At 68.6% G+C, this 24088-nt stretch carries 22 protein-coding genes and 1 riboswitch; of the genes, 10 read left to right on the top strand and 12 right to left on the bottom strand.

Translation table 11 applies throughout. The features are described 5' to 3' along the window. Window positions 1-16: 16 nt before the first annotated feature. A riboswitch (cobalamin riboswitch) is annotated at window positions 17-213 on the top strand. A 54-nt stretch (window positions 214-267) separates the two neighbouring features. From M1247_RS10690 to M1247_RS10680, 3 genes are read left to right on the top strand one after another with little or no spacing between them, the layout of a single operon-like run. Beyond that, window positions 268-1278, top strand: a complete 1011-nt coding sequence (locus M1247_RS10690) for an ABC transporter substrate-binding protein (protein WP_317156292.1) — start codon at window positions 268-270, stop codon at window positions 1276-1278. 2 nt (window positions 1279-1280) lie between these two features. Next, on the top strand, window positions 1281-2309 hold the full coding sequence (locus tag M1247_RS10685; RefSeq protein ID WP_317156291.1) for a FecCD family ABC transporter permease: 1029 nt from the start codon (window positions 1281-1283) through the stop codon (window positions 2307-2309). Further along, window positions 2306-3085 (top strand): ABC transporter ATP-binding protein, encoded by a 780-nt coding sequence (locus M1247_RS10680; RefSeq protein ID WP_317156290.1) that lies wholly within the window; start codon window positions 2306-2308, stop codon window positions 3083-3085. Before M1247_RS10685 ends, M1247_RS10680 begins: the two co-directional genes overlap by 4 nt. Here the strand turns inward: M1247_RS10680 and M1247_RS10675 are convergent. The 5 genes from M1247_RS10675 to M1247_RS10655 are packed head-to-tail and all read right to left on the bottom strand — an operon-like array spanning window position 3045 to window position 9105. Beyond that, window positions 3045-3992: a cobalamin biosynthesis protein gene (locus M1247_RS10675; RefSeq protein ID WP_410506852.1), complete on the bottom strand. Its 948-nt coding sequence runs from the start codon at window positions 3990-3992 to the stop codon at window positions 3045-3047. The genes M1247_RS10680 and M1247_RS10675 overlap by 41 nt on opposite strands. Before the next feature lie 18 nt (window positions 3993-4010). Continuing rightward, complete coding sequence (gene cobT / locus M1247_RS10670) at window positions 4011-5051, bottom strand: nicotinate-nucleotide--dimethylbenzimidazole phosphoribosyltransferase (protein ID WP_317156289.1); 1041 nt, start codon at window positions 5049-5051, stop codon at window positions 4011-4013. Window positions 5052-5060: 9 nt separating this feature from the next. Continuing rightward, a complete protein-coding gene (locus tag M1247_RS10665; protein WP_317156288.1) occupies window positions 5061-6449 on the bottom strand; it encodes a cobyrinic acid a,c-diamide synthase CobB in 1389 nt (462 codons plus the stop codon). Then, a complete protein-coding gene (gene cobO, locus M1247_RS10660; RefSeq protein ID WP_317156287.1) occupies window positions 6446-7060 on the bottom strand; it encodes a cob(I)yrinic acid a,c-diamide adenosyltransferase in 615 nt (204 codons plus the stop codon). Before cobO ends, M1247_RS10665 begins: the two co-directional genes overlap by 4 nt. Then, window positions 7060-9105, bottom strand: coding sequence for a VWA domain-containing protein (locus tag M1247_RS10655; RefSeq protein ID WP_317156286.1), 2046 nt, complete (start codon window positions 9103-9105; stop codon window positions 7060-7062). The genes cobO and M1247_RS10655 overlap by 1 nt, the downstream gene beginning before the upstream one ends. A gap of 224 nt (window positions 9106-9329) precedes the next feature. Between M1247_RS10655 and cbiE the strand changes: the two genes are divergently transcribed. Beyond that, complete coding sequence (cbiE, locus tag M1247_RS10650; protein ID WP_317156621.1) at window positions 9330-10538, top strand: precorrin-6y C5,15-methyltransferase (decarboxylating) subunit CbiE; 1209 nt, start codon at window positions 9330-9332, stop codon at window positions 10536-10538. Between the two features lie 18 nt (window positions 10539-10556). On the opposite strand, the gene bluB is transcribed toward cbiE, so the two are convergent. The 5 genes from bluB to M1247_RS10625 are packed head-to-tail and all read right to left on the bottom strand — an operon-like array spanning window position 10557 to window position 15103. Then, a complete protein-coding gene (bluB, locus tag M1247_RS10645; RefSeq protein WP_317156285.1) occupies window positions 10557-11207 on the bottom strand; it encodes a 5,6-dimethylbenzimidazole synthase in 651 nt (216 codons plus the stop codon). Between the two features lie 5 nt (window positions 11208-11212). Beyond that, complete coding sequence (gene cobM / locus M1247_RS10640; RefSeq protein WP_317156284.1) at window positions 11213-11992, bottom strand: precorrin-4 C(11)-methyltransferase; 780 nt, start codon at window positions 11990-11992, stop codon at window positions 11213-11215. After that, on the bottom strand, window positions 11989-13518 hold the full coding sequence (locus tag M1247_RS10635) for a precorrin-2 C(20)-methyltransferase (protein WP_317156283.1): 1530 nt from the start codon (window positions 13516-13518) through the stop codon (window positions 11989-11991). The genes cobM and M1247_RS10635 overlap by 4 nt, the downstream gene beginning before the upstream one ends. Continuing rightward, window positions 13515-14195, bottom strand: coding sequence for a precorrin-8X methylmutase (locus M1247_RS10630; protein ID WP_317156282.1), 681 nt, complete (start codon window positions 14193-14195; stop codon window positions 13515-13517). The genes M1247_RS10635 and M1247_RS10630 overlap by 4 nt, the downstream gene beginning before the upstream one ends. Then, entirely contained in the window at window positions 14192-15103 is a 912-nt protein-coding gene (locus tag M1247_RS10625; protein ID WP_317156281.1) for a ferredoxin-like domain-containing protein, read from the bottom strand. The genes M1247_RS10630 and M1247_RS10625 overlap by 4 nt, the downstream gene beginning before the upstream one ends. Before the next feature lie 171 nt (window positions 15104-15274). Here M1247_RS10625 and cobA point away from each other — a divergent pair, with 171 nt between their 5' ends. Continuing rightward, window positions 15275-16429, top strand: a complete 1155-nt coding sequence (gene cobA, locus M1247_RS10620; protein ID WP_317156280.1) for a uroporphyrinogen-III C-methyltransferase — start codon at window positions 15275-15277, stop codon at window positions 16427-16429. 15 nt (window positions 16430-16444) lie between these two features. Here cobA and M1247_RS10615 read toward each other — a convergent pair whose 3' ends face one another. Beyond that, complete coding sequence (locus M1247_RS10615) at window positions 16445-17497, bottom strand: enoyl-CoA hydratase/isomerase family protein (protein ID WP_317156279.1); 1053 nt, start codon at window positions 17495-17497, stop codon at window positions 16445-16447. Window positions 17498-17615: 118 nt separating this feature from the next. Here M1247_RS10615 and M1247_RS10610 point away from each other — a divergent pair, with 118 nt between their 5' ends. The 5 genes from M1247_RS10610 (at window position 17616) to M1247_RS10590 (ending at window position 23009) form a co-directional block, all read left to right on the top strand. Continuing rightward, entirely contained in the window at window positions 17616-18038 is a 423-nt protein-coding gene (locus M1247_RS10610) for a cobalamin B12-binding domain-containing protein (RefSeq protein WP_317156278.1), read from the top strand. Beyond that, complete coding sequence (locus M1247_RS10605) at window positions 18038-19456, top strand: phenylacetate--CoA ligase family protein (RefSeq protein ID WP_317156277.1); 1419 nt, start codon at window positions 18038-18040, stop codon at window positions 19454-19456. The genes M1247_RS10610 and M1247_RS10605 overlap by 1 nt, the downstream gene beginning before the upstream one ends. Further along, the gene (meaB, locus tag M1247_RS10600) at window positions 19453-20439 is read left to right on the top strand and encodes a methylmalonyl Co-A mutase-associated GTPase MeaB (protein WP_317156276.1); all 987 of its coding nucleotides are present in this window, start codon (window positions 19453-19455) and stop codon (window positions 20437-20439) included. The genes M1247_RS10605 and meaB overlap by 4 nt, the downstream gene beginning before the upstream one ends. Further along, entirely contained in the window at window positions 20436-22163 is a 1728-nt protein-coding gene (locus M1247_RS10595; protein ID WP_317156275.1) for a methylmalonyl-CoA mutase family protein, read from the top strand. Before meaB ends, M1247_RS10595 begins: the two co-directional genes overlap by 4 nt. Before the next feature lie 99 nt (window positions 22164-22262). Beyond that, window positions 22263-23009, top strand: coding sequence for a FadR/GntR family transcriptional regulator (locus M1247_RS10590; protein WP_317156274.1), 747 nt, complete (start codon window positions 22263-22265; stop codon window positions 23007-23009). A 99-nt stretch (window positions 23010-23108) separates the two neighbouring features. Here M1247_RS10590 and M1247_RS10585 read toward each other — a convergent pair whose 3' ends face one another. Further along, complete coding sequence (locus M1247_RS10585) at window positions 23109-23960, bottom strand: putative endonuclease domain-containing protein (RefSeq protein WP_317156273.1); 852 nt, start codon at window positions 23958-23960, stop codon at window positions 23109-23111. Window positions 23961-24088: the final 128 nt, after the last annotated feature.

Genomic DNA, 24088 nt, shown 5'->3' with positions numbered 1-24088 from the left:
TGTGTACCCGCTGAATTGCTACGCTGGGCGGGCCAGTCAACTCCGTGTGGAGAAGGGAACCCGGTGCGAATCCGGGACTGACGCGCAGCGGTGTGGGGATGACGAGGCGGGCCTCTCAGGCAACTGAGAGCCACTGGGAGCGTTGCTCCTGGGAAGGCGGCCCGCCGAGGACGACCCCCGAGTCCGAATACCTGCTGGCGTCCGCGGCGCCCGCCGCGGTCAGCTCATCGGGTCTCGCCGATCGGACCCCTGATGCGAAGGATCGCCATGCGCCCGTCTGTCCTTTTCGCCGTTCCGGTATTGGCCTTCGTGGTCGCCGCCTGTGCGCCGCCCGCCGAGCAGGCTTCCGCGCCCGCAGCCGGTTACCCCGTCACCATCGCCAACTGCGGTCGGGACGTGACCGTCCACCAGCGTCCGGAGCGGATCGCCTCGCTCAACCAGGGCAGCACCGAAGTGCTGCTGTCGCTCGGGGTGGGCGACCGGATGGTCGGTGCGGCCGGCTGGACCGATCCGATCCTGCCGTCGTTGGAAGCCGACAACGCCACCGTCGAACGGCTTGCCGAACAGGCTCCGTCATTCGAGGCCGTACTGGACAAGGAACCCGATCTGGTGACCGCATCGCTGCAGGGCACCTTGGGACCGGGCGGGGTCGCCACCTCCGAGGAGCTCGAGCAACTGGGCGTGCCGTCGTACCTGTCGGCCATCGAATGCACGAAAGAGGTCGGCAACTCCGACGGCCCGCGCACCCGCACCCTGGAGATGGACGCCGTCTTCACTGAAATACATGATCTGGCAACCCTCGTCGACCGCAGGCAGGAGGGCGAGGCCATCATCGCGGACCTGCAGCACCGGCTGGGAGCGGTGACGGCGAACACGCCGGCCGAAGGGACGTCGGTGCTCTACTGGTTCGCCAATTCCGAGTCGCCGTACCTGGCCGGCTGTTGCGGCGGACCGGGCATCATCACCAGGGAATTGGGGCTGACCAACGTATTCGACGACTCCCGCGCGGACTGGCCCCAGATCAGCTGGGAGACCGTGGCGCAGCGCGATCCCGATGTGCTGATCCTCGGCGACCTCACCCGCAAGAGCCAGACCGCCGAGTCCGCCGCCGCCAAGATCGCCTTCCTGGAATCCAACCCGGTGACCCGCGAGATGACGGCGGTGAAGCACAAGCGGTACATCAGTCTGGCCGGGGCCGAACTCAATCCGTCGATCCGCATCGTAACCGCCATCGAGAAGGTGGCCGAGGGACTGCGCGAACACGGCCTCACCGTCTGACGATGACGGCGACATCCGTCCGCTCATCCCCGGTGCTGCTGTGGCCTGCCGGGTTTGCGCTGCTGCTCGTCTCGATCGCCGTGGCGACCACGATCGGACCCTCAGATCTCGGCCCGCGCGACGCGTTCGTCGTGGTATTGGAACGGCTCGGCGGCCCGTCGTCGCAGCTGTCGCTGTTGCAGCAGGGCATCATCTGGGAACTGCGGTTGCCGCGCGCCCTGCTGGCCGCCGCCTGCGGGGCCGGCCTGGCGCTGTGCGGCGTGCTGCTGCAGTCGCTGCTGCGCAATCCGTTGGCCGACCCGTTCATCCTCGGCGTGGCCTCCGGCGCATCGACGGGTGCGGTCGCGATCGTGGTGCTCGGGATCGGCTCCGGGGTAATCGGATTGGCGGCAGGCGCGTTCGTCGGAGCGGTCGTGGCGTTCGGCCTGGTGTTGCTGCTCGCGGTGGCGTCCGGCAGCGGCATGGACCGGATGATCCTGGCGGGAGTAGCAGCCACCCAGTTGTTCAGTGCGCTCACGTCGTTCATCGTGTTCACCTCGGCTGACGCGGAACAGACGCGGGGCGTGCTGTTCTGGTTGCTGGGCTCACTCGGCGGTGCGTCGTGGCGCGATGTGGCGATCTGCGGATTCGTGGTCGCAGTCGGTGTGGTGGTCTGCTGGGCGGGTGCGGGCACGCTCGACGCCTTCCTGTTCGGGCAGGACGCCGCGGCAACGCTCGGGGTTTCGGTGGCACGCACCCGGATGGTGCTGCTGGTGGTGACCGCTCTGGTCACCGCGGTGATCGTGTCGATGTCAGGGGCCATCGGATTCGTCGGGCTGGTACTGCCGCACGCGGCGCGTGCGCTGGTCGGCACCCGGCACCGGGTGCTGGTGCCGACAGCCACGATCTTCGGGGCCGTGTTCCTGGTGTGGGTGGACACCGCCGCACGCGTCGTGATCGCCCCTCAGGAGCTGCCCGTCGGCGTGGCCACCGCAATCGTCGGTGTTCCCGCGTTCGTGATGATCCTGCTGCGGCGCAGGAGGAGCGTATGAGCCTGACCGCCGACCGGATCACCTGGAGGATCCGCGACAAACTGATCGTCGACGGTGTGGACATCAACGTCGCCACGGGCAGCACCGTCGGTCTCCTGGGCCCGAACGGCTCCGGCAAGTCGTCGCTACTGCGGCTGTTGGCGGGGCTGCGCACCACGTCGTCGGGGGTGGTGCGTCTCGACGACGCCGACGTGGCCGCCATGAGCCGTCGCGCCCTCGCCCGCCGGCTCGCGGTGGTGGACCAGGAGGCCAGCACCGACCAGGAGCCGACGGTGCGCGACGTGGTGGAACTCGGGCGGCTACCGCACCGCCCGGCGTGGTCGCCGATATCGGCGGCCGACCGCGCGATCGTCGAATCCGCGGCCGTCACAACCGGAGTCGCCGACCTACTCGGCCGGCGCTACTCCACGTTGTCCGGCGGTGAACGCCAGCGCGTGCAGATCGCCAGGGCGCTGGCTCAGGAACCCACCGAACTGCTGCTCGACGAACCGACCAACCACCTCGACATCCGCCACCAACTCGAACTGCTGGAACTGGTGGCCGCGACCGACACCACCACGGTGATGGCGCTGCACGACCTCAACCTGGCGGCCGCGTACTGCCAGGAGCTCGTCATCCTGCACCACGGTCTGGTACACACCGCAGGCCCGCCCGCCGCAGTGTTGACGCCGGCGGTCATCGCGGAGGTGTACGAGGTGGAAGCGACCGTCGTGCTGGAAAACGGCTGCCCTCACGTCAGATTCGGGCGGCCGATCCCCGGCCGCGCATCAGGCTGATGGCGGCCGCGGTGATCGCGGAGCCGAACCCGACGCGTCGGGCGAGCCGGATCGTCGGCGTGATGTCGACGGGCGCCGGTGGACGCCCGGCACCCATCAACGCCCGGTCTTCGCGCCGGTTTCCGTAATAGACGTTGGTGCCCCCCAGGCGGATTCCGAGGGCACCGGCGAAGCTCGCCTCGATCACACCGGCGTTGGGGCTCGGGTGGCGCCGCGCGTCACGACGCCAGGCCGTCAGCGCGGCGCGCCGATTCGGTCCGACGACGAGTGTCAGCACACCGCTCAGCCGGGATCCGGGCAGGCCGATCAGGTCGTCGAGCCGTGCTGCCGCCCAGCCGAACCGTTCGTAGCGGGCATTGTGATGGCCGACCATCGCGTCCAGGGTGTTGGCGGTGCGGTGGCCGACCAGGCCCGGTACGCCCGCCACCGCGGCCCACACATGCGAGGTGACGACAGCGTCGCTGGTGTTCTCGGCGACCGATTCGATCACGGCGCGCGCGATCTCGTCAGGCGTCAGGGTGGCGGTGTCGCGGCCCACCAGGTTGCGCAGCCGACGCCTGGCCCCGTCGAGGTCGCCCGCGGCCAGGAAACCGTTGACGGCCGCTGCTTCCCGTTCCAGCGAGCGGCCGCCGAGCACCGCCCAGGTGACCGCGGCAGTCAGCAGCGTGTGTGCTGCCGGATGGCGCGCGACCCGCTCGGCCACCGCGGCCGTCGCCGTTGCGCCACCGACGAGGATGAGCACGTACGCGGCGCCACGGAGACGACTGTCGGCATACATGTGCCGTTCCAGCTGCGCCGCGGTCCGGCCGAATCCGGCGACGGGGTGGTAGCGCCGCGGGTCGCCGATCATGCGGTCGGCGGCGTGGCCGAGCAGCAGCCCGACGGCGCGGGCGGTCATCGCGTTCATGGCGTGGGGTTCACCCGGTCAGCCCGGCAGGAGATCGCGCAGCAGTGCGGTGTCGGCCAGGACCGCCACGGCGCCACGCAATACCGGCACCGCCGCGACCGCACCCGAACCTTCGCCGAGGCGCATGGTGAGATCCAGGATCGGTTCCAAGCCGAGTTTGTCCAGGGCCAGGCTTTGCGCGGGCTCGGTGGAACGGTGCCCTGAGGCGTACCAGGCCGCCGCGCCGGGTGCGATGCGGTCAGCGGTCAACGCGCAGGCCACCGACATCAGGCCGTCCAACAGCGCGGGCACGCCGAGTCGGGCTGCGGTCAGCAGGTATCCCGTCGTCGCCGCCAGATCGGCGCTGCCGAGCGCGGCAAGGCTCTGGACCGGGTCGGTGGTGCGCTCCCCGGCCCGGGCCAGGGCCGCATCGATGACCGCCGTCTTGTGTCTCAGCGCAGCGTCGTCGATGCCGCTTCCGCGGCCGACCACGTCGCTTGCGGGCACCCCGAGGCCGGCGGCGACGAGGGCCGCCGCGCTGGTGGTGTTGCCGATCCCGAGGTCGCCACTGATGAGCAATTGGGCACCGGCCGCGATCTCCTGGCGCGCGACGGTGGCACCCGCTTCGAGCGCGGCGTGCACCTCCGGCCCGGTCAGCGCGTCCTGCAGATGGATGGCACCGCTGGATCGGCGAATCTTGTACGCCTGCAGGTCGGTCCGGGTGTGCGGTGGCAGATCGTCGAAGTCGTCGTCCACACCGAGATCGAGTACCCGCACGGACACCCCGTGCGCGGCGGCCAGCGCGCAGACACCGAGCTGCCCGTTGAGACCGGCCCGCACCGTGGCGCCGGTGATCGCCGACGGAAAGGCCGATACCCCGTGGGCCGCGACGCCATGGTCGCCGGCGAATACCACCAGCCGCACGTTGTCGAGCGCGGGAGGCGGCACCTGCCCCTGCGTCGCGGCGAACCACACCGCGAGGTCGCCGAATCTGCCGAGTGCCCCCGGTGGGGTGGCCAGATTCGCCAGTCGTTCGGTCGCCTGGGCGCGGGCTGTGGGGGAGGGCAGGGGAATTGCCATGAGTTCTCCTCAGGAGTCCGAGCAGTGGGCGCGGCGGTGCGCGGCGTCCGCGAAGCGCTGGGCCAGCCGCGGGTGGCCCGCCCAGTGAACATGGAGGTACGACGCGTGCAGGGTGCGATTCGCGTACCCGTCCGGCCCGGCGGGCAGATCCCATGCGGCGGTGTAACCGTCGGATTCGCCCGCGCCCGGAGTCACCCGGGTGCGGTGGAACTCGTGGCCGGTGATCTGCTCGCCGCGTCCGGCCACGAGTGAATCGACCGGTGAGGTGGCGGTCCGGTAGCCGAGCGTCAACCGCGGTGTCATGGCGGCGGTCGCGTCGATGACGCCGACGGCGGGTGTGTCATCGACAGTGCGGCACAGATACGCCAGGCCGGCGCATTCGGCGACCGTGGGCACACCCGACTCGATCGCGGTGCGCAGATCAGCCATCAGTGAGCTGTTGCTTGCCAATTCGGCGGCGTGGACCTCCGGGAAGCCGCCACCCAGATAGATGCCCGCTGTTCCCGGTGGTAGCAACGGGTCGGTGAGCGGATCGAAATCCACGACATCGCAGCCCGCGGCGTGTAGCAGCTCTTCGATCTCGGCGTAGCGGAACGTGAACGCGCGGCCGCCGGCCATCGCGACCACCGGGCGCCGCGGTGAGGAGGCGGTGACCTCGGTGGCCGGGTCCCACGCCGCCCCGTCGAGAGGACATGCCTGCCCGGCGATTTCGACGACGGCGTCCAGGTCGACGTGTTCGCTGATCACCTGGGTCAGCCGATCCAGGGTGGCGGCCGATTCGGCCCGCTCCGCGGCGGGTACCAGGCCCAGGTGCCGGGAGGGCATCTCGACGCCGGCATCGCGCGGCAGCACGCCGAGCACCGGAATCCCGGTGGGCCTCAACGCGTCGCGGACTTCATCGGCATGACGTGCGGACGCCGACTTGTTCAGGATCACCCCGGCGATGTGCACCGACGGGTCGAACGCGGCCAGGCCGGCAACGACGGCGGCATGGGTTCTCGACGCGTGTGAAATGTCGACGACGAGGATCACCGGTGACGAGGTCAGCCCCGCGACGTGCGCGGTCGACGACTCGCCTGCGGTGCCGAGCCGTCCGTCGAACAGGCCCATGACGCCCTCGATGACCGCGATGTCGGCCGCGGCGGCGCCATGGCGCAACAGCGGCACGATGCGGTGTTCACCCACCATGAACGGGTCGAGGTTGCGCCCGGGCCGCCCGGTGGCCATCGCGTGGTAACCGGGATCGATGTAGTCGGGACCGACCTTGTGGCCGGACACCGCCAGACCGCGTGCCGTCAGCGCCGCCATCAGACCTGTTGCGATGGTGGTCTTTCCGTGTCCCGATGCGGGAGCGGCGATGACGATCCGCGGCAGCACTCGCCCAGCGGGCGTATTCACCACTCGATGCCTCGCTGCCCCTTCTGGCCGGCGTCCATCGGATGCTTGACCTTGCCCATCTCGGTGACCAGGTCCGCGATCTCGACCAGTTTCGGGTCCGCGCGGCGGCCGGTGACGATCACGTGCTGGCGGCCCGGGCGGTTCCCGAGGGTCGTCACGACGTCGTCGATGTCGACCCAGCCCCAGTTGATGGGATAGGTGAATTCGTCCAGCACGTACACGTCGTGTGTTTCCTCGGCGAGCCTGCGCTTGATCTCCGCCCAGCCCTCCACGGCCGCCGCGGCATGATCGGCCTCACTGCCCGCCTTGCGGCTCCAGGACCAGCCGGAGCCCATCTTGTGCCATTCGACGGGCCCGCCTTCGCCGGTCTCGGTGTGCAGGGCGCCGAGACGTTCCAGCACCGTCTGCTCACCGATGCGCCACTTCGCCGATTTCACGAACTGGAACACCCCGATGGAAAAGCCCTGATTCCAGCCGCGCAGCGCCAACCCGAACGCGGCGGTCGACTTCCCTTTGCCGTCACCGGTGTTCACGATCAACAGCGGCCGGTTTCGCCGCTGCCGGGTGGTGAGGTGGTCGTCGGGAACTGTCAATGGCTGTCCCTGTGGCATCAGGCCGCTCCTTCTCTGCTTCCCCGGGGCGCTGTGCTCCGGCCCGCCGAATCCCGCGTCGCGTCACGGACGATGTCGGTGAGCGCCTGGGCGTTGATGTCGGACAGCGTGACGTGCTCGGCCGCCATGTGCTCAGCGAGCGTTCGCGCCAAACCCATCCGTATCCGCCCGCTTTCGCAGTCGACGACGACGCAGCTGACGTTCTCGGCGGCAAAGTGGTTCGCTGCCAACAGCGATCGGCTCACGGCGTCGGGTCCGGCGGTGGCCCGGCCGTCGGTGACCACCATCAGCAGTGGCCGCCTGCCCGGATCCCGGAGCCGTTCGCGCCGCACCACCTCGGCGGCCTGCAACAGCCCCTCGGCCAGCGGGGTCCGGCCGCCCACCGGCAGGTCCTCGAGGCGTCGGGCGGCGATGTCGACCGAGCGGGTCGGAGGCAATGCGACGTCGGCTCCACGGTCCCGGAACGTGATCAGGCCGACCCGGTCCCGTCGCCGGTAGGCGTCGAGCAGCAGCGACAGGATCGCCGTCTTCACCTGCTGCATCCGCTCACGTGCGGCCATCGAACCCGAGGTGTCCACGACGAACAGGACCAGATTGGCTTCGCGGCCCTCGCGCACCGCCCGGCGCAGATCGCTCGCCTGGAGTATCAGCCGACCTCCGGTGCGTCCGCGGCCGGCCTGGTGTGGGGCCGCGGTGCGGACCGTCTCGACCAGATGGATGCCTGTGCCCGTCGCGGCCGACGGTGTTGCGCCCGTGCGTCGCCCCGTCGTGGTCCTGGCGCGGCTGCGTCGTCCGGCCTGACCCTCACCGAGGCCGGTGACGGTGAACAGCCGGGTCCGGTACGGCTCGCCCGCGCCGACCGGCGCCGGTTGCTGCCCCGGGGAGCTCTCGGCGCCACCGGAATTCGGTGGCGGCGGACCACTGCCATCGGGCGGAGCCTCGCCGCCGTCCGGCCCGTCCGGCCCGTCCGGCCCGTCCGGATCAGGTTCGGGATCGTGCTCGCTGTCGCCGGATTCCGGGGGCAGCAGGTCGTCGAGCTCGTTCTCGTCGAGCCCCGGTGCGTCGAAGGGGTTGCGGCGACGCCGGTGTGGCAGCGCCAACCGGGCCGCCACCCGCAGATCGTCGGCGGTGATCTCGTCACGACCCTGCCAGGCGGCGTGCGCGGCGGCGGTGCGGGCGGTGACGATGTCCGCACGCATCCCGTCGACCCCGAACGCCGAACAGACCTCCGCCACTTTGAGCAGCACCTCAGACGTCGTCTGCACGTGCGGCAGGCGGGCCTGGGCTTCCCGGATCCGCACGCGCAGGCGCTCTTCGGCGTCGGCGTAGTGGGCACGGAACGTCTCCGGGTCGGCATCGAATTGCAGCCGTCGACGCACAACTTCGGCGCGTTGCACGGGATTTCGCGGTGCGGCGACATCCACGGTGAGCCCGAACCGGTCGAGGAGCTGGGGCCGCAGTTCGCCCTCTTCGGGGTTCATCGTCCCCACGATGACGAATTTGGCCGCGTGGGTCACCGATATCCCGTCGCGTTCGACGGTCAGCCGGCCCATCGCGGCGGCGTCGAGCAGCAGGTCGACCAGGTGGTCGTGCAGAAGGTTCACCTCGTCGACGTAGAGGATGCCGCGGTGGGCCTTGGCCAGCAGGCCCGGCTCGAAGTGCACGGCCCCTTCACTCAGGGCGCGCTCGAGATGGATGGAACCCGCAACCCGATCCTCGGTGGCGCCGACAGGTAGTTCGACGAGCCGTACCGGACGGGTTTCGACGGCGGCGTCCGCGGCGAACGGGCCGTCCGGCGACAGCGGATGTGGCTCGGCGGGGTCGGTGGCGAAGCGGTCACCGGCGATCACCTCGATGGGCGGCAGCACCTGGGTCAGCGCCCGCACGAGCGTCGACTTCGCCGTGCCCTTTTCCCCGCGCACCAGCACGCCGCCGATGCCGGGGGAGATGACGCTGAGCGCCAGTGCCAGGGCCATGTCGTCGAGCCCTTCGGGCGCGTCGGGGTCGGCGCCCAGAACGGCGGTAAACGGGTACAGCTGCAACATCAGAGGCTCCGCTCATGATTCGAAATCGGTGTGCGCAAGGCCGGTCTTCGGACTGACCGAGTCCGTCTCCCCGTCGATCGGGAGCGGCTCGGATCACCGCAGCGGGCCTGTTCCTCGCTCTGAATGGCTTCTCCCCGGACGCCTGCTGCGCCGTTTCCGACACAGGGGCACGCGGGGCACCTTGCGCATGTCACGCTAGCATCGCCGCCGTGCCGGTCTCCCACATGCGTCTCACCGTGGTGGGTATCGGCGCGGACGGCTGGGCCGGACTCGGCGCGACCGCCCAGGCGGTGGTCCGCGACGCCGAGGTGGTCCTGGGAGCCCCGCGGCAGCTGGGACTGCTGCCCGAGGTGGCAGGTCAGGAGCGTGTGCCGTGGCCTACCCCGCTCCGAAGCGGGCTGCCCGCGCTGCTCGAGAGCCGGTCCGATCGGCGGGTGGTGGCGTTGGCCTCCGGTGATCCCATGGTGAGCGGTATCGGCACGACGCTTGTCGAGGTACTCGGTGCCGAGAACGTCACCGTGGTGCCGCACGTGTCGTCGACCGCGCTGGCCCGCGCCCGGCTCGGCTGGTCGGCGGAATCGACCGCCGTGGTCAGCGTCGTCGGACGCGCCGTACATGCCGTGCTGCGCGAGTTGGCTCCTGCCCGTCGCGTGCTGGTGCTGTCCTCCGATGAGACGACGCCCGGGGAGCTGGCCACCCTGCTCGTGAATCGGGGCTATGGCGCCAGCAGGATCGTGGTGCTCGGGAACCTGGGCAGCGACTCCGAGACCCGGGTGGAGACCGCGGCGGCGGACTTCGGCGCCGCGGTGCCGAAGTCGCGGGTGCCGCGGCTGAATGTGGTGGCGCTGGAACTGGCGGGGCCGCTGCTGGCCGGCTGGGCACCTGGATTGCCCGACGACGTCTTCGAAAACGACGGGCAGCTCACCAAGCGCGATCTGCGGGCTGCGGCGCTGGCCAGACTGATGCCTGCGCCGGGTCAGCTGCTCTGGGATGTGGGCGCGGGCGCCGGCTCCGTCGGCATCGAGTGGATGCGCGCCCATCCGGCCTGTCGCACCGTCGCGGTCGAGGCGGACGACACCCGCGCCGCGCGAATCGGCCGCAACGCAAGCACTCTCGGGGTGCCTGCACTCGAGGTCGTGCACGGCAGCGCGCCGGAGGCACTGGCCGGCCTGCCCGCGCCCGACGCCGTCTTCATCGGCGGCGGCGGCACGCGTCCCGGCGTGCTGGACGCATGCCTGACGGCGCTGCGGACCGGTGGGCGACTCGTGGTGCACGGCGTGACCGTCGAGACCGAGGCGCTGCTCGCCGAGTGTTACCGGCAGCATGGCGGCGAGCTCACCCGGATCCACACGGAGCGCGCCGCCCCGGTGGGTTCGTTCACCGGGTGGACACCGGCCCGCGCCGTCACCCAGTGGGCGTTTACCAAGCTCTGAGAGCATTCACATCCCTTGTCAGCGTGGGCGGTAGCGCTCCTCGTGCACCACAGTGTCGAGCGGGCAACGGTTGCGCCAGCCGTAACGTTCGAGGTCGGGCACCTCGGGGAGATCGGCCACCTGGCCGACGCACAGCCAGGCGACCGGGCGGACGTGGTCTGGCATGTCCACCAGCGACCGCAGGAACTCCTCGCGGTAGAACGACACCCAACCCACGCCGAGCCCTTCCACCGTGGCGGCCAGCCACAGGTTCTGGATCGCGCAGATCACCGAGTACAGCCCGGCATCGTCGATCGCGTGGCGCCCGAGGATCTGTGGGCCGCCCCTGGTGGGGTCATAGCCGACGACGATTCCGAGGCCCGACTCGCAGATGCCCTCGATCTTGATGCGGGCGAACACCTCGGCCCGTTCGCCGGACAGGGTGTCGGCGAACACCGCGCGTTCCTGCGCGACGTGGTCGCGAAACGCCGCCAGCGTCTCCGGCGCGCGCACGAGGACGAAGTCCCAGGGCTGTGACATGCCGACCGACGGCGCAGCATGGGCGGCCGAGAGCACCCGCATCAGCACGTCGTCGGCGATTGGAGCGCCGGTGAACTCCCGGCGGGTGTCTCGCCTGCGGTGGATCACGTCGTAGAGACCGCCGAGTGACGGTGGTGCGGCAGTGTTCATCTCACTCATCCCCGACCGCCCGTCTGCTTCACCGAGCGGTCGCGCAGCGGGTCGTAGAGATAGCTGTCGGTGCCGTCCGGCCGCTCGGCCAATGCGCGACCGACGAGAATCACTGCCGCCTGGCGTAATTCGGCGGCTTCGACCTGGTCGGCGATATCGGCCACGGTGCCGCGGAGGACGAGTTCTTCGGGCTGGGTCGCGCGGTAGACGACCACGACGGGGCAGTCTGGTCCGTACTCCGGCGCGAGTTCGTCCATCAGCGAGCGGGTATGGGCGATGGCCAGATGCAGCACCAGTGTCGCCCGGGTCGCGGCGAACGCCGCCAGTGACTCCGACTCCGGCATCGCCGTCGAGCGTTGCCTGGTCCGGGTGAGCACCACCGACTGCGTGACCAACGGCACGGTCAGCTCGCGGCCCACCCGGGCCGCCGCGGCGGCGTAGGCAGGCACACCCGGGGTTACCGACCACCGCACCCCCGCGGCGTCGAGTCGACGCGTCTGCTCGAACACCGCGCTGTAGAGGGTGGGATCACCGGATACCAGGCGCACCACCCGCAGGCCCTCGCGATGGGCCGAGACCACGTGGGCGATGATGGCGTCGAGGTCCAGATCCTGGGTATCGACGAGTTCTGCGTCGGGAGAGCAGTTTTCGAGGACCGCGGGGTCAAGGTAGGTGCCGGGGTAGAGCACCACGTCGGCCTCTGCGAGCATCCGGGCGGCGCGCAGCGTGAGCAGATCCGCCGCGCCGGGCCCGGCGCCGACGAACTGGACCTCATTGACCGTCATCGGACCCACCGCGGCGTCCACACCCGACCGGAAGGCGTCACGCGCGTACTGGAAGCACCCACCAGCAGAAGGCATTTCATGTCGATGGCGTCGGTGTCGAGGTCACCGAGTGTGGTGACCTCCAGCGACTCGTCCTCGCGGCCGATGTCCCGTCCCACCACCACGACCGTGTCGGCGGCGCGATGTTCGAGCAGCAGCTTGCGGGCGACGGCGATCTGATCCGGCCGGGACCGGGAGGCGGGGTTGTAGATGGCGAGCACCAGATCGGCTTCGGCGATCGCGGAGAGCCTGGCCTCGATCACCGGCCACGGTTTGAGCCGGTCGGAGAGGCTGAGCACCGCGAAGTCCGCGCCGATGGGAGCCCCGGCGCGGGCCGCGACGGCCTGCACTGCCGACACCCCGGGCACCACCCGGATCGGAACCCCGGTGAACAGGTCTTCCTCGGCGGCCTCGAAAACTGCTGAAGCCATGCCGAATACGCCGGCATCACCGCCCGACACCACCGCCACTTTCTCACCTCGGCGCGCGAGGTCCAATGCGAAGCGGGCGCGGTCGACCTCGACGGTGTTACCGGACGCGTGACGCTGCAACCCTTCTCGTTGCGGCACACGTGCGACGTACGGGCCGTACCCGACCACATGGTCGACCTCGCTCAGTGCTGCGTTCGCCTCGGGTGTGAGCCAGCCCTCGGGTCCCGGGCCGAGACCCACGACGAGCAGTTCGGCGGCGTCACAGGCCGGCTCGCTCACCGAGACCGCGGTCTGCCCTGCAGGCGTCCGCGACCGTCGTCCGTTGAGCGAGTCCCCGTTGACCACGATCAGAGACAGGTACGGCACGGTGCTCTCGTCGACGTCGGCAACGGGCAGCCACCGCTGATGGGGGTGACTTGCCTTCTCGACATAGAAGGCGTGTGCGAGGCGGCCCGCGGACGCCAGGGCGCGGCGCACCGCGGGAAAGGTGCGGCCGAGCTTCATGATGATGGCGCCGTCGGTGTCGGCCAGGCGGCGCGCCAGTTCGGCTTCGGGAAGTGTTCCCGGCAGCACGGTGAGGACGTCGGTCTGGCGCACCAGCGGCGAGGAGGTGGCGGCGGTCGCCGCGACGAATGACGGTAGGCCGGGGACGACTTCGGTGTGGAAGCGATCCTTCAGCCGGTCGTGCATGTACATGTAGGAGCCGTAGAACAGCGGGTCGCCTTCGGCCAGCAGCGCCACTGTCCGGCCGGCTTCGAGATGGGCGGCCAGTCGCGCCGCGGACTCCTCGTAGAAGTCGGCGAGCGCGCCCGCATAACCGCCGGGATGATCGGTGCTCCCGGTGGTGATGGGGTAGCGCAGCTCCTCCTCGATCACGCCGTCGCGGATGAGGCCTGCGGCGATGCCGCGGGCGTATGACTGCTTGTTGACGCCGGCGTGGTAGGCCACCACATCTGCCTGGCCGATGATCCGCGCGGCCTTGAGGGTGATGAGCTCGGGATCACCGGGACCGAGCCCCACGCCGTAGAGGCGGCCCGGCGCCTGGCTGCTGGTCATTCCGCCTCCGATGCAAGCGCATTGAGGGCCGACGACGTGATCGCGGACCCGCCGCGGCGGCCCCGGATCGTCACGTAGGGAATGTCGATCCCGTGGTCGCGGGAGAAATTGACCAGCGCCTCCTTGGACTCCCTGGCCCCAATGAATCCGACCGGACAGCCGACGATGGCGGCGGGGCGCGGTGCGCCCTCGATGAGCATCTCCAGCAGGTGGAACAGCGCCGTCGGAGCATTGCCGATCGCAACGACGGCGCCGTCGAGCACCGGTGCCCACAGCGAGACCGCCGCAGCGGTGCGGGTCGTGCTCCATTCCCGGGCCAACGCAGGCACCCGGGCGTCGTGCAGGAAACAGTGGACGTCGTTGTCCGCGGGCAACCGGCTCGCGGTGATTCCGGTGGCCACCATCCGCGCATCGCACAGGATCGGCGCGCCCCGGCGCAACGCCGCCTGGCTCGCCCGTACCATCTCGGGGTGAATCACCAAGTCGCTCACCAGATCCGGTTGACCGGTGCCGTGGATCATCCGCACCGCCAGTTTCTCGGCGTCGGGTGGGACGGCGGACAGGTCGGCCTCGCGACGGATCGTGGCGAACGAGTCGAGGTAGATCGCCGGACCGTCGTCGACGTACTCGTAGCGTTTGGTGGGCCGTGATACTTCGCGGGTGGGGGAGCTGGTCAAGGGTTTGCCTCCAGTGTTCGTGGGACCAGGATGCCGTGCCACGGCGTCACGACGAATTCGGCGTCCTCCGAAGCGCTGTGTTCGAGTAGTGAGCGCGCCGGCTCCGGGCGCAACAGGCCGTCGGGCACCTGCCTGTGGGTGCCGCCGGGCACGGGGCCGTAGGGCAGTGGCGGGGCGGGTGCCGGTACCCGCGGGTCCGCTGCCAGCGGCGTGCGCAGCGGAGCCGGCAGCTCCCGCAGGTGCCAGGCCGCGTCATCACCGGTTCCCCGCACGTCCAGGAAGGCGGCGGCCAGCGCGACCAGGTGCAGGGCCGACTCGTCGAGCCGCACGACCTCACCCCAATGGTCGCCCACCCGCAACTGCACTTCGCTCTCGGAGAGCGCCACAAGTCCCAGATCGGTGCCGCGGCGTCCGGCACCGGTCAGCCTGTCGATCAGGTCTCCACGGCCGTCATCGAGGGTGAACAGGAAGCGCCCCGGCAGCCGGGCCAAGTGCGGATCGGCGCGCAACGCCGCGTCGAGGCACTGCGCGACCGGGCGCAGGTTCACCCGGCCACCGGCCAGCCCGGTCTGCGGTGACACGAGGATGTTCCGCACCAGATCATGCTTGCGCGATGGCACCAGCCCGGTGGACTCGATGGCGGCCAACACGCTCGGCGGCAGCTGACCGCCGTCGTCGGGCAACCCCCGGAGCTGGAGGTTGGCGCGACTCGTGAGGTGGATGTTGCCGTCGCCGAACTCGGCGCTCACCCGAAGCAACCGGGCCAGCGACCCGCCGTGGAGGAGTCCACCGACGAGGCGTAGCCGGACAAGGAGACCGTCCTCGGCCACCCACGGCCGGAGTACACCCGGGCACATATCCTGGCGTCGGCGCCGCGTGGTCACCCCGACGGCCCGAGTGATCTGCATGCTGACATCCTCCCTGTGTAGCCCAGATCACCTTACGCTATGTATGGTAGAACCACGCTGTGGTCTACCGGGGTGAAATCCCTGAGGCCGGACTTCCCATCCTGCGGAGGGTACGAACATGGTCAATCTCACCCGGATCCACCCGCGAACCGGAGACGGCGGCGCCCGACTGTGAGTGGCGCAGGCGTCCTTGTCGAAACGACCGGGCAACGCGACTCGCAGTATTCGGCCGCACTCGATATCCGGGGCCGCGCGGCAGTGGTGTTCGGCGGGCGCGGGACAGCCGTGCGCCACGTCGCGGCCTTGCTGCAGGCGGGTGCGTCGGTGACGGTGGTCAGCGCGGACGTTGACGCGACCATCGAAGATCTGGCTGGGCGGGGCCTGCTCACGTGGCATCGGCGCGACTTCGAAGACCCTGACCTCGAGAACATGTGGTTGGCCGTCGCCGCGACCGAGCATGCCGATGCCGATGAACGCATTTCGTTCGCGTGCGAGGCCCGGCGCCTCTGGTGTCTTCGCGAGCCGGGCGGTGAGAACCGTCCCAGCGGCCGGGGCCGGGTAACGCTGGTGGGAGGCGGCCCCGGCGATCCCGACCTGTTGACCGTCGCGGGCCTGCACGCCCTGCGTAACGCCGATGTCGTGGTCACCGACCGGCTGGCCCCGGTTTCGGTGCTCGCCGGGCTCGGGCCGGCCGTCAAGGTGATCGACGTCGGCAAGATCCCGTTCGGGAAGGCCACGCCCCAGGATGAGATCAACCAGATCCTCATCGACCACGCCCGGGCAGGCAACGCGGTTGTGCGGCTCAAAGGCGGTGACAGCTTCCTGTTCGGCCGCGGGGGCGAAGAACTGATCGCATGTGCCGCGGCAGGGGTACCGGTGTCCGTGATACCCGGTGTCACATCGGCGTTCGCGGTCCCGGCCTGTGCGGGGATCCCCGTGACCCACCGGGGCGTGACGCAGGGCGTCACTGTCGTCTCGGGCCACGTGCCACCCGAGGACCCGGCATCGACCGTCGACTACGCCGCCCTCGCCAGATCCGGCACCACGCTGGTGTTCCTGATGGCGGTGAACACGTTGCCTGCCATCACTGAAGCGCTGTTACGGCACGGCATGGCGGCGGGCACGGCGGCCGTCACCATCGCCGACGGCACGCTGGCGCAGCAGCGGACCGTGCGGGGCACGCTGGCGGGTATCGCCCCGGCAGTGCTGGCCGCAGGCATCAAGCCACCGGCCATCACCGTCATCGGCAGCGTCGCCGATTTCGACCCGGCGGTCCCGGAGTTGGCCGGGCTCAGCGCATCCCGGTCCTCGGTTGCTGTGCGCTGACTGACGTCTCCGGTGTCACCAGGTACCGAACTGCAGCCGAGGTCCGATCGGTTCGAAGAATGAACTGACCTCGGTCGCGGAGACCTCGGCCACCGTCGGCGGACTCCACTTCGGTCGACGATCCTTGTCCACGACCCGTGCCCGGATGCCTTCGGTGAGATCGGGATGCCGCGAACAATGCTGGCCGACCCGCAGGTCCTGTTCCAGGCATTCCGCGAGATCGCGCATGCGCGCGGCTCGGCGCAACGCTTCGTGGGTGACACACAGCGCGGTGGGTGAGGCGCTCGTCAGCGCGGAGAGGGCGGCCTCTGCGACGGCCGTGTCCGTTGTCGCGTGGGCCGACTCGATGATCCCGGCCACCGAATCACCACCGAACATCCGGTCGATGGCTGCGCGGTGGTCGGCGATCCACGACGGCGGCCGATCGGTGAATTCGCCGAATACCGTTGCGGCCGGGAGGTTTCGCAGGCGCTCGGTCAGTTCTTCGATGCGGTCATCGGGCACGTAATGATCGGCCAGGCCCATGTGCAGCGCGTCGCCGGCGTGCAGATGTGCGGCGGTGAGCGCGGCGAACGTCCCGGTGTGGCCGGGTGCCCGCGAGTACAGCCACAGCCCGCCGATATCGGGGGAGAGCCCGATCAGCACCTCGGGCATACCCATCCGCGTCGAATCGGTCACGACCCGGTGGGAGGCGTGCGACGCCAGTCCCATGCCACCTCCGAGCGTCAGGCCGTGGGCAATCGACACCACGGGTTTGGGACAGGTGGCGATCAGATGGTCGAGGCGGTACTCGGCGGCCCAGAAGGCGGCGAGGCGGTCCAATTCGCCCGAAACGATCATGGTGTGGACCTGTTTGATGTCGCCTCCGGCGCAGAATCCGCGCTGCCCTTCGCCGCGGATCAGGATGGTGCCCACCGTCGGATCGGCCACCGCGTCTCGGAGTAGCCCGGTGATGGAGTCGATCTCCTCCGGGCCGATCGCATTGATCGTCGCCGGCTTGCACAGCGTGATCGTGGCGAGCCGATCCGCGACATCCAACGAAAGGCCTGCGGCTGTTTCTGAGGTCATCCCTGTCCTTTCCACCCACTGTGTCGCGGGGTTCATCCGCCGGCGACTGTTGCGCGTATCACGCTACCTGTTCTATGGTAGAACCACAGTTTGGTCGTCCCACAGAAGAGGCAAATCCATGAATGAACCGTCGGCGCTGCCCATCCGCGTGATGCTGGCCAAGATCGGACTCGACGGACATGACCGTGGCGTGAAGGTCGTCGCCCGGACCCTGCGAGACGCGGGCATGGAGGTGATCTACACCGGCCTGCACCGCAGCCCGGCCCAGGTCATCGAGGCGGCGACCCAGGAGGACGTCGACGTCCTCGGCGTCAGCCTGCTCTCCGGGGCGCACATGCCGATCTTCACCAAGATTTTCGAGCTTCTCGATCAGATGGAGGAGCGGCCGCGCTTCTCGATCGTCGCCGGCGGCGTCATGCCGGACGAAGACGAGATCGAACTGCAGAAGATGGGCGTCGCGGCAGTTCTCGGCCAGGACACCACGCCGGAGAAAATCGTCGAGACCATCAAGGCGGCGGCCCCTGTGGAGGCGAACTCCTGATGCCGCAGATGGAGTCGTGGAGCTGGCCTCCGCGCTACGACGCCGACTACCGGCCGCCGCCCGATCAGCAGCACTGGTTTCCGGTGCGCGAGACGATGGATCCCGAGCAGCGCGATGCGGCGATCCTCGAACGTATCCAGCAGTTGATGGCATACGCGTGGGAGCGTGCGCCCTTCTACCGGCGCAAGTGGTCTGAGGCGGGCCTGGAGCCGGGAGACATTGCCTCACTGGAAGATTTCGAACAGGTCCCGGTCATCTACAAGGACGAGTTGCGCGCGGACCAGGCCGAGAACGAGCCCTACGGAAGCTATCTGTGCATCGATCCTCTCGATGTCACCCACATCAAGGGCACCTCGGGTACCACCGGTCGCCCCACCGCCTTCGGGATCAGCCAGAACGACTGGCTCGCGGTCGCCAATGCGCATGCCAGGGTCATGTGGGGCATGGGGATCCGGCGCGATGACGTCGTTCTGATCGGATCCCCGCTGACCCAGTACTGGGGTTCCTGGGGCGCGTACAGCGGCGCGGAACGCCTTGGGGCTGCGGTATTTCCGTTCGGCGCCGGGTTCTCCGGGCAGAGCCTGCGGACGTTGCAGTGGATGCGGCAGATGTCGGCGACGGTGTTCTACGGCACGCCGTCCTATGCGCTGCGCCTCGCCGAGGTGGCCGTGGAGAACGGTATCGATCCGCGCGGCCTCGGCCTGCGCAAGATGTTCTTCTCCGGTGAGCCGGGGGCGAGCGTGCCCGCCATCCGTCAGCGCATCATCGACGCCTTCGATGTCGAGGTCTACGACTCCGGCAGCATGGGCGAGGTCGCGCCCTGGATGCATCTCGGAGCGAGCAGGAACGAACCGGGCGTATTTGCTTGGCAGGACCTGGTTTACACCGAGGTGTGTGATCCGGCGACGATGAAGCGGGTGCCCTACGGGAGCGAAGGCACTCCGGTCTACACGACGCTGGAGCGCACGTCTCAACCCATGATCCGGCTGCTGTCCAACGACCTCACGCGGTGGGAGGCCCCCGATGCATCGCGCGGGCGAACGTATCCGTTCCTGCCGAAGGGCATCTACGGGCGGCTCGACGACATGTTCCAGATCCGCGGGGAGAACGTACAACCCAACGCCATCGACGAAGTGGTGATGAGCGCCGAAGGGTACGGCGGCGAGCACCGCATCATCATCTCCCGCGAAGCGGCGATGGACGAGTTGCTGGTCCAGGTGGAGTTCGACCCGGCCCTGACCACGATGAGCGAGGACGTCTGGGTCAAGCGGGTCGGGGAGGACCTGCGCACCGTCCTGGGTGTCGGAGCGAAAGTCGTGACGGTGACGCCGGCGACCTTCGAGCGCACCGATTTCAAGGCGCGCCGGGTCATCGACGACCGCAACCTGTTCGATTCGCTCGATAGGAGGTCATCATGAGTCAGGCCACCACCGCGCGTCCGGTTGAGGCCATGGCCGACCGGATCCGCGCCGGATCGCAGGTGTCGCTGGCGCGGGGACTGACTCTCGTCGAGAGCCGGTCGGACGCGGCGACGGAACTGCTGGCCGAACTCTGGAAAGACAGCGGCCGTGCCCACGTCGTGGGCATCACGGGACCGGCGGGCAGCGGCAAGAGCACGCTTGTGCTCCGGATGGCGCAGGAGTACGTCGCCAGGGGGATGCGGGTGGCGATCCTGGCCGTCGATCCCTCGAGCGCGTACTCGGGTGGCGCCATCCTGGGCGATCGCATCCGGATGACCGAACTCTCGGGTCAGAAAGACGTCTACATCCGTTCCATGGCCTCACGGGGCGCCACCGGAGGCCTGTCCCGCGCCGTCCTCGACGGGATCGTCGTGCTCGATGCCGCCGGCTTCGACGTCGTGATCCTCGAAACCGTGGGGGTGGGCCAGGCCGAGGTCGACGTGATCAGCGTGGCGCATTCCGTCCTCGTGGTCAGTGTTCCCGGGCTCGGCGACGACATTCAGGCGATCAAGGCAGGACTGATCGAGATCGCCGACATCCACGTGGTCAACAAGGCGGACCGCCCTGGCGCCGACCTCACCGTCAAACAACTGCGGGAATCACTTCGGCTGGCGCACAACCTGGCCAGTAAATGGGACGTCCCGATCAAGAAGGTCACCGCGGCCACCGGTGAAGGTGTCGCGGAACTCCTCGACGAAACCGCCAAGCACCGGGCCTGGATCAGCGAACACGGTGCCCTGCAGGAGATCGAACGGCGTAATGCCGCGACCCGGATCCGTTGGGCAGCAGAAGCTCTCATGGCCAACCGGCTTCGGACCGGTCATCGGGATTTCGACAACGCCGTGGACAGACTGATCGCCCGTGAGGAAGAACCGCGACAAGCCGCAGCACGGCTGTTGACCGCCATGGCCGTAGAACCAACAGGAGAAGGAAGACGATGACCGCTGAGAACACCGTCGAGACGTCGACGTCTGAGGAACTGCGTCTGGCCACCGATGCGCTGCGCAAACGCGCCCAGGCCGAACTCGAGGAATGGGAAAGCGACGAACTCGCCGAATTCCTCAAGCGCGCCCCCGAGTCGCGGGAGAACTACCTCACCGGCGCCGGGATGCCGGTCAAGCGCGTCTACGGCCCGCAGGATCTGCCCGAAAGCCTCGAAGAGATCGGCCTGCCCGGTCAGTATCCGTACACGCGGGGTCCCTACCCCACGATGTACCGGGGCCGTAAGTGGACCATGCGGCAGATCGCCGGTTTCGGCCAGGCCGAGGAGACCAACAAGCGGTTCCAGTACCTGATCGCCCAGGGGCAGACCGGTCTGTCCGTCGACTTCGACATGCCCACGCTCATGGGGCTGGACAGCGACGACGAGATGAGCCTCGGCGAGGTCGGCCGCGAGGGTGTGGCGATCGACGTCCTGCCCGATATGGCAGCGCTGTTCGACGGCATCGACCTGGAGAACATCTCGGTGTCGATGACCATCAATCCGTCGGCGTGGATCCTGCTGGCGATGTACGTCGCCGTCGCCGAAGACCGCGGCATGGACCTCAACAAGCTGTCCGGCACGATTCAGAACGACATCCTGAAAGAATATGTCGCGCAGAAGGAATGGGTCTTCCCGGTCCGCCCGAGCATGCGCATCGTGCGGGACTGCATCGCCTATGGCGCCGAGAACATGGCGCGTTACAACCCGGTCAACATCAGCGGGTATCACATCAGCGAGGCCGGCGGTAATGCGTTGCAGGAGGTCGCCTTCACGATGGCGATCACCAAGGCCTACGTCGAGGATGTCGTCAAGGCGGGTATCGATGTCGACACCTTCGCCTCGCGGCTGTCGTTCTTCTTCGTCTCTCAGGCCGATCTGTTCGAAGAGGTCGCCAAGTTCCGGGCGGTCCGGCGCTACTACGCGAAGATGATGAAGGAGCACTTCGGTGCGAAGAAGGCGAACTCGATGCGGCTGCGTTTCCACGCGCAGACCGCGGCCGCGACGCTGACCAAACCGCAGCCCATGGTGAACATCGTCCGCACCGCGCTGCAGGCGCTGTCGGCCGTGCTCGGTGGCGCGCAGTCCATCCACACCAACGGGCTGGACGAGGCGTACACGATCCCGAGCGAGATGGCGATGAAGTTGGCGCTGCGCACGCAGCAGATCATCGCCGACGAGACCAATGTCCCCAACGTGATCGATCCGCTCGGCGGTTCGTACTACGTGGAAGCCCTGACCGACGAGATCGAAAAGGGCATCGGCGAATACATGGACAAGGTCGAGGCGATGGGTGGGGTGGTGCCCGCCATCGAACAGGGTTTCTTCCAGAAGGAGATCTCCGACAGCGCCTACGACTACGCCAAGCGCAAGGCCACCGGTGACCGTCCGGTGATCGGCGTCAACAAGTACGTCGACGATCAGGAAGACCAGAAGATCGAGGTCCACCAGCTCGATCCCGAGTCCGAGGCGCGCCAGATCGCCCGGCTCAAGAAGACCCGTGCGGACCGGGATCCGAAGCGGGCCCAGGCCGCGCTGGCCAACCTCCTGGAGGTCGCCCGCGACGAGAACGCCAACCTGATGCCTGCCACCATCGAGGCGGTGCGTGCGCACCTCTCGATGGGCGAAATCACCGGTGCCCTCAGGGACGTGTTCGGCAGCTATCAGGAAACGCCGGTGTTCTGATCGGTTTCCGACGTGCCGACCACTGACCGGGTAAACCAACTTGTGGTCGGTACGATCGGATTCCCAGGGGAACTTCACGATGAAGTAAGAGGTGCGCGCGTGTCCGAGGAAACTCAGCCGCAATGGAAACCGCTTCCGCGCCTGCGTACGCATGAGCAGGTGGTGGCCGAGATCGAGAACCGCCTGGTAGCGGGCACGCTGAAGGCGGGGGACCGGTTGCCTCCCGAGCGGCAGTTCGCCGAGGCGCTCGGCGTCAGCCGGGGAGCGGTGCGCGAGGCTCTGCGCATCCTCGAAGCGATCGGAGTCGTCGAAGCGGGCACCGGCTCCGGCCCCACGTCGGGATCCATGATCGTTCGGGACAGCATCGCCGGGATGGCGATGGTGCTGCGGATCCATCTGCAGCTCGCGTCCTTCACGCAGGAGGACCTCGTCGAAATCCGCTTGCTGATCGAGAGTATGGCCGCCCGCAAGGCGGCCGAAAGCGCCACCGACGACGACATCGCCGGCCTCCGCGGATTCGTCGAGGAGATGCGCGGCACGCACACCACGGCGTCCTACAACGATCTTGACTCGGCATTCCATGTCGGCATCGTGCGGGCTTCGGGCAACAGCCTGGCGGCGGTGCTCATGGCGGCGCTGCGGGAAGCACTGCGCCAAGCCATGGTCACCGCGTTCGAAAGCCTCGAAGACCCGATGTCGACGATGAAGACGTTGACCGATGAACACGCGGCGATCGTCGAGGCCATCGCCGGCCGCGATGGAGACCGCGCCGCCGAGTTGGTGACCAGCCACATCCGCGCCTTCTACCGCGCCGTCGGATTCAGCGATATGAAGTGGGCCGGTTGATTTCAACCGCCGGCCTGAAACTCCAGTCGCTTACTACCGGCTATTTGCTTTGACGCCGATTTCGACACCAGGGCTGCGAAATCGGCGTCACAGCGACCCTCATGTCGAAGTCGGCGAATAGCCGCGACGTGTGAATGCCTCTCGCACCCGGTGCAGGATGAATGCTCGGCTGTGTTCGGCGACCACGTGGATGTCGATCCAGCCCTGACGGTCGATGAGCTCGTTACGCCCGATGTCGTGCAGGTAGCGAGGTCGATCCGTGGCGTGGTGCTTGCCGTCATAGTCGATACCGATTTTCGGGTCGTCGTAGCCCATGTCGATGAACGCCTTGTTGAATCCGTCAGTCACGCGGATCTGCGTGCGCGGTCGCGGTAATCCGCCGTCGATGAGGATGAGACGTACTCGGCTTTCCTGTGGCGATTGGGCGCCACTGTCCATCAGGTCGAGGGCGGTTCGTGCACTGCGGATTCCGCGTAGTCCCGGGTATCGGGTTGCCAGTTCGAGAACCTGTCCGGCGTCGATGCCGGTGGCACAGCCGAGCGCATCGAGGTGGGCCACTGCGGAATCGCGTGGGAGGAACCGTGCGAGGTCGAGCGCCGTCCGAAGAGGGGTGGTGACGCGCAGATCGCCGAGTCGGCAGGTTTCGTCGCGCCCGATGCGTTCGTCGCGCACCACGATTCCGGGTCTGCGGCGCCCATGCTTTGCGATCAATTCGACCGGGGCGTCGACATCGACGTATTGCGCACCGTGAAGTGCGGCGGCGGCCCGGCCGGCGATGATCGCGCGGCGACCGGTCCACAGCCATGCGGCCACTGTGTTGTCGGCCAGGGTCAGGGCGGCGCCCTTCGGTACGTAGACGCGCGGCTGAGCCGCGGCGTACCTCCATCGCAACTGTCCACGGGTAAGCGTGCCGCCGTCGATGGCCTCGGTACCCAGAAATGCCTCGCTCATGTGGGGATGCTGTGCGCAGGCGCCGACAATTCGGCTCGCCGTTGGCTGCTTCTAGGCCGGGGTTGTGGATAACTGCGGCTCGTCGTCGCGCCGATTTCGACACTACGGTCGCTGCGTCACGGGTTTCA

The organism is Mycobacterium appelbergii (assembly GCF_032883035.1).
In the GTDB taxonomy this organism is placed as follows: Bacteria; Actinomycetota; Actinomycetes; order Mycobacteriales; family Mycobacteriaceae; genus Mycobacterium; species Mycobacterium appelbergii.
This window is presented reverse-complemented; position numbering and strand designations above follow the sequence as displayed.

Bases quoted from the DNA above. Each gene is read 5' to 3' on its own strand.
- M1247_RS10655 (WP_317156286.1), bottom strand. From the start codon at position 9,105: ATGTTGCAGCTGTACCCGTTTACCGCCGTTCTGGGCGCCGACCCCGAC.
- M1247_RS10680 (WP_317156290.1), top strand. From the start codon at position 2,306: ATGAGCCTGACCGCCGACCGGATCACCTGGAGGATCCGCGACAAACTG.
- M1247_RS10595 (WP_317156275.1), top strand. From the start codon at position 20,436: ATGACCGCTGAGAACACCGTCGAGACGTCGACGTCTGAGGAACTGCGT.
- bluB (WP_317156285.1), bottom strand. From the start codon at position 11,207: ATGAACACTGCCGCACCACCGTCACTCGGCGGTCTCTACGACGTGATC.
- M1247_RS10635 (WP_317156283.1), bottom strand. From the start codon at position 13,518: ATGACCAGCAGCCAGGCGCCGGGCCGCCTCTACGGCGTGGGGCTCGGT.
- M1247_RS10690 (WP_317156292.1), top strand. From the start codon at position 268: ATGCGCCCGTCTGTCCTTTTCGCCGTTCCGGTATTGGCCTTCGTGGTC.
- M1247_RS10605 (WP_317156277.1), top strand. From the start codon at position 18,038: ATGCCGCAGATGGAGTCGTGGAGCTGGCCTCCGCGCTACGACGCCGAC.
- M1247_RS10625 (WP_317156281.1), bottom strand. From the start codon at position 15,103: ATGCAGATCACTCGGGCCGTCGGGGTGACCACGCGGCGCCGACGCCAG.
- cobM (WP_317156284.1), bottom strand. From the start codon at position 11,992: ATGACGGTCAATGAGGTCCAGTTCGTCGGCGCCGGGCCCGGCGCGGCG.
- M1247_RS10610 (WP_317156278.1), top strand. From the start codon at position 17,616: ATGAATGAACCGTCGGCGCTGCCCATCCGCGTGATGCTGGCCAAGATC.
- cbiE (WP_317156621.1), top strand. From the start codon at position 9,330: ATGCGTCTCACCGTGGTGGGTATCGGCGCGGACGGCTGGGCCGGACTC.
- M1247_RS10585 (WP_317156273.1), bottom strand. From the start codon at position 23,960: ATGAGCGAGGCATTTCTGGGTACCGAGGCCATCGACGGCGGCACGCTT.
- cobO (WP_317156287.1), bottom strand. From the start codon at position 7,060: ATGCCACAGGGACAGCCATTGACAGTTCCCGACGACCACCTCACCACC.
- meaB (WP_317156276.1), top strand. From the start codon at position 19,453: ATGAGTCAGGCCACCACCGCGCGTCCGGTTGAGGCCATGGCCGACCGG.
- cobT (WP_317156289.1), bottom strand. From the start codon at position 5,051: ATGGCAATTCCCCTGCCCTCCCCCACAGCCCGCGCCCAGGCGACCGAA.
- M1247_RS10675 (WP_410506852.1), bottom strand. From the start codon at position 3,992: ATGAACGCGATGACCGCCCGCGCCGTCGGGCTGCTGCTCGGCCACGCC.
- M1247_RS10685 (WP_317156291.1), top strand. From the start codon at position 1,281: ATGACGGCGACATCCGTCCGCTCATCCCCGGTGCTGCTGTGGCCTGCC.
- M1247_RS10615 (WP_317156279.1), bottom strand. From the start codon at position 17,497: ATGACCTCAGAAACAGCCGCAGGCCTTTCGTTGGATGTCGCGGATCGG.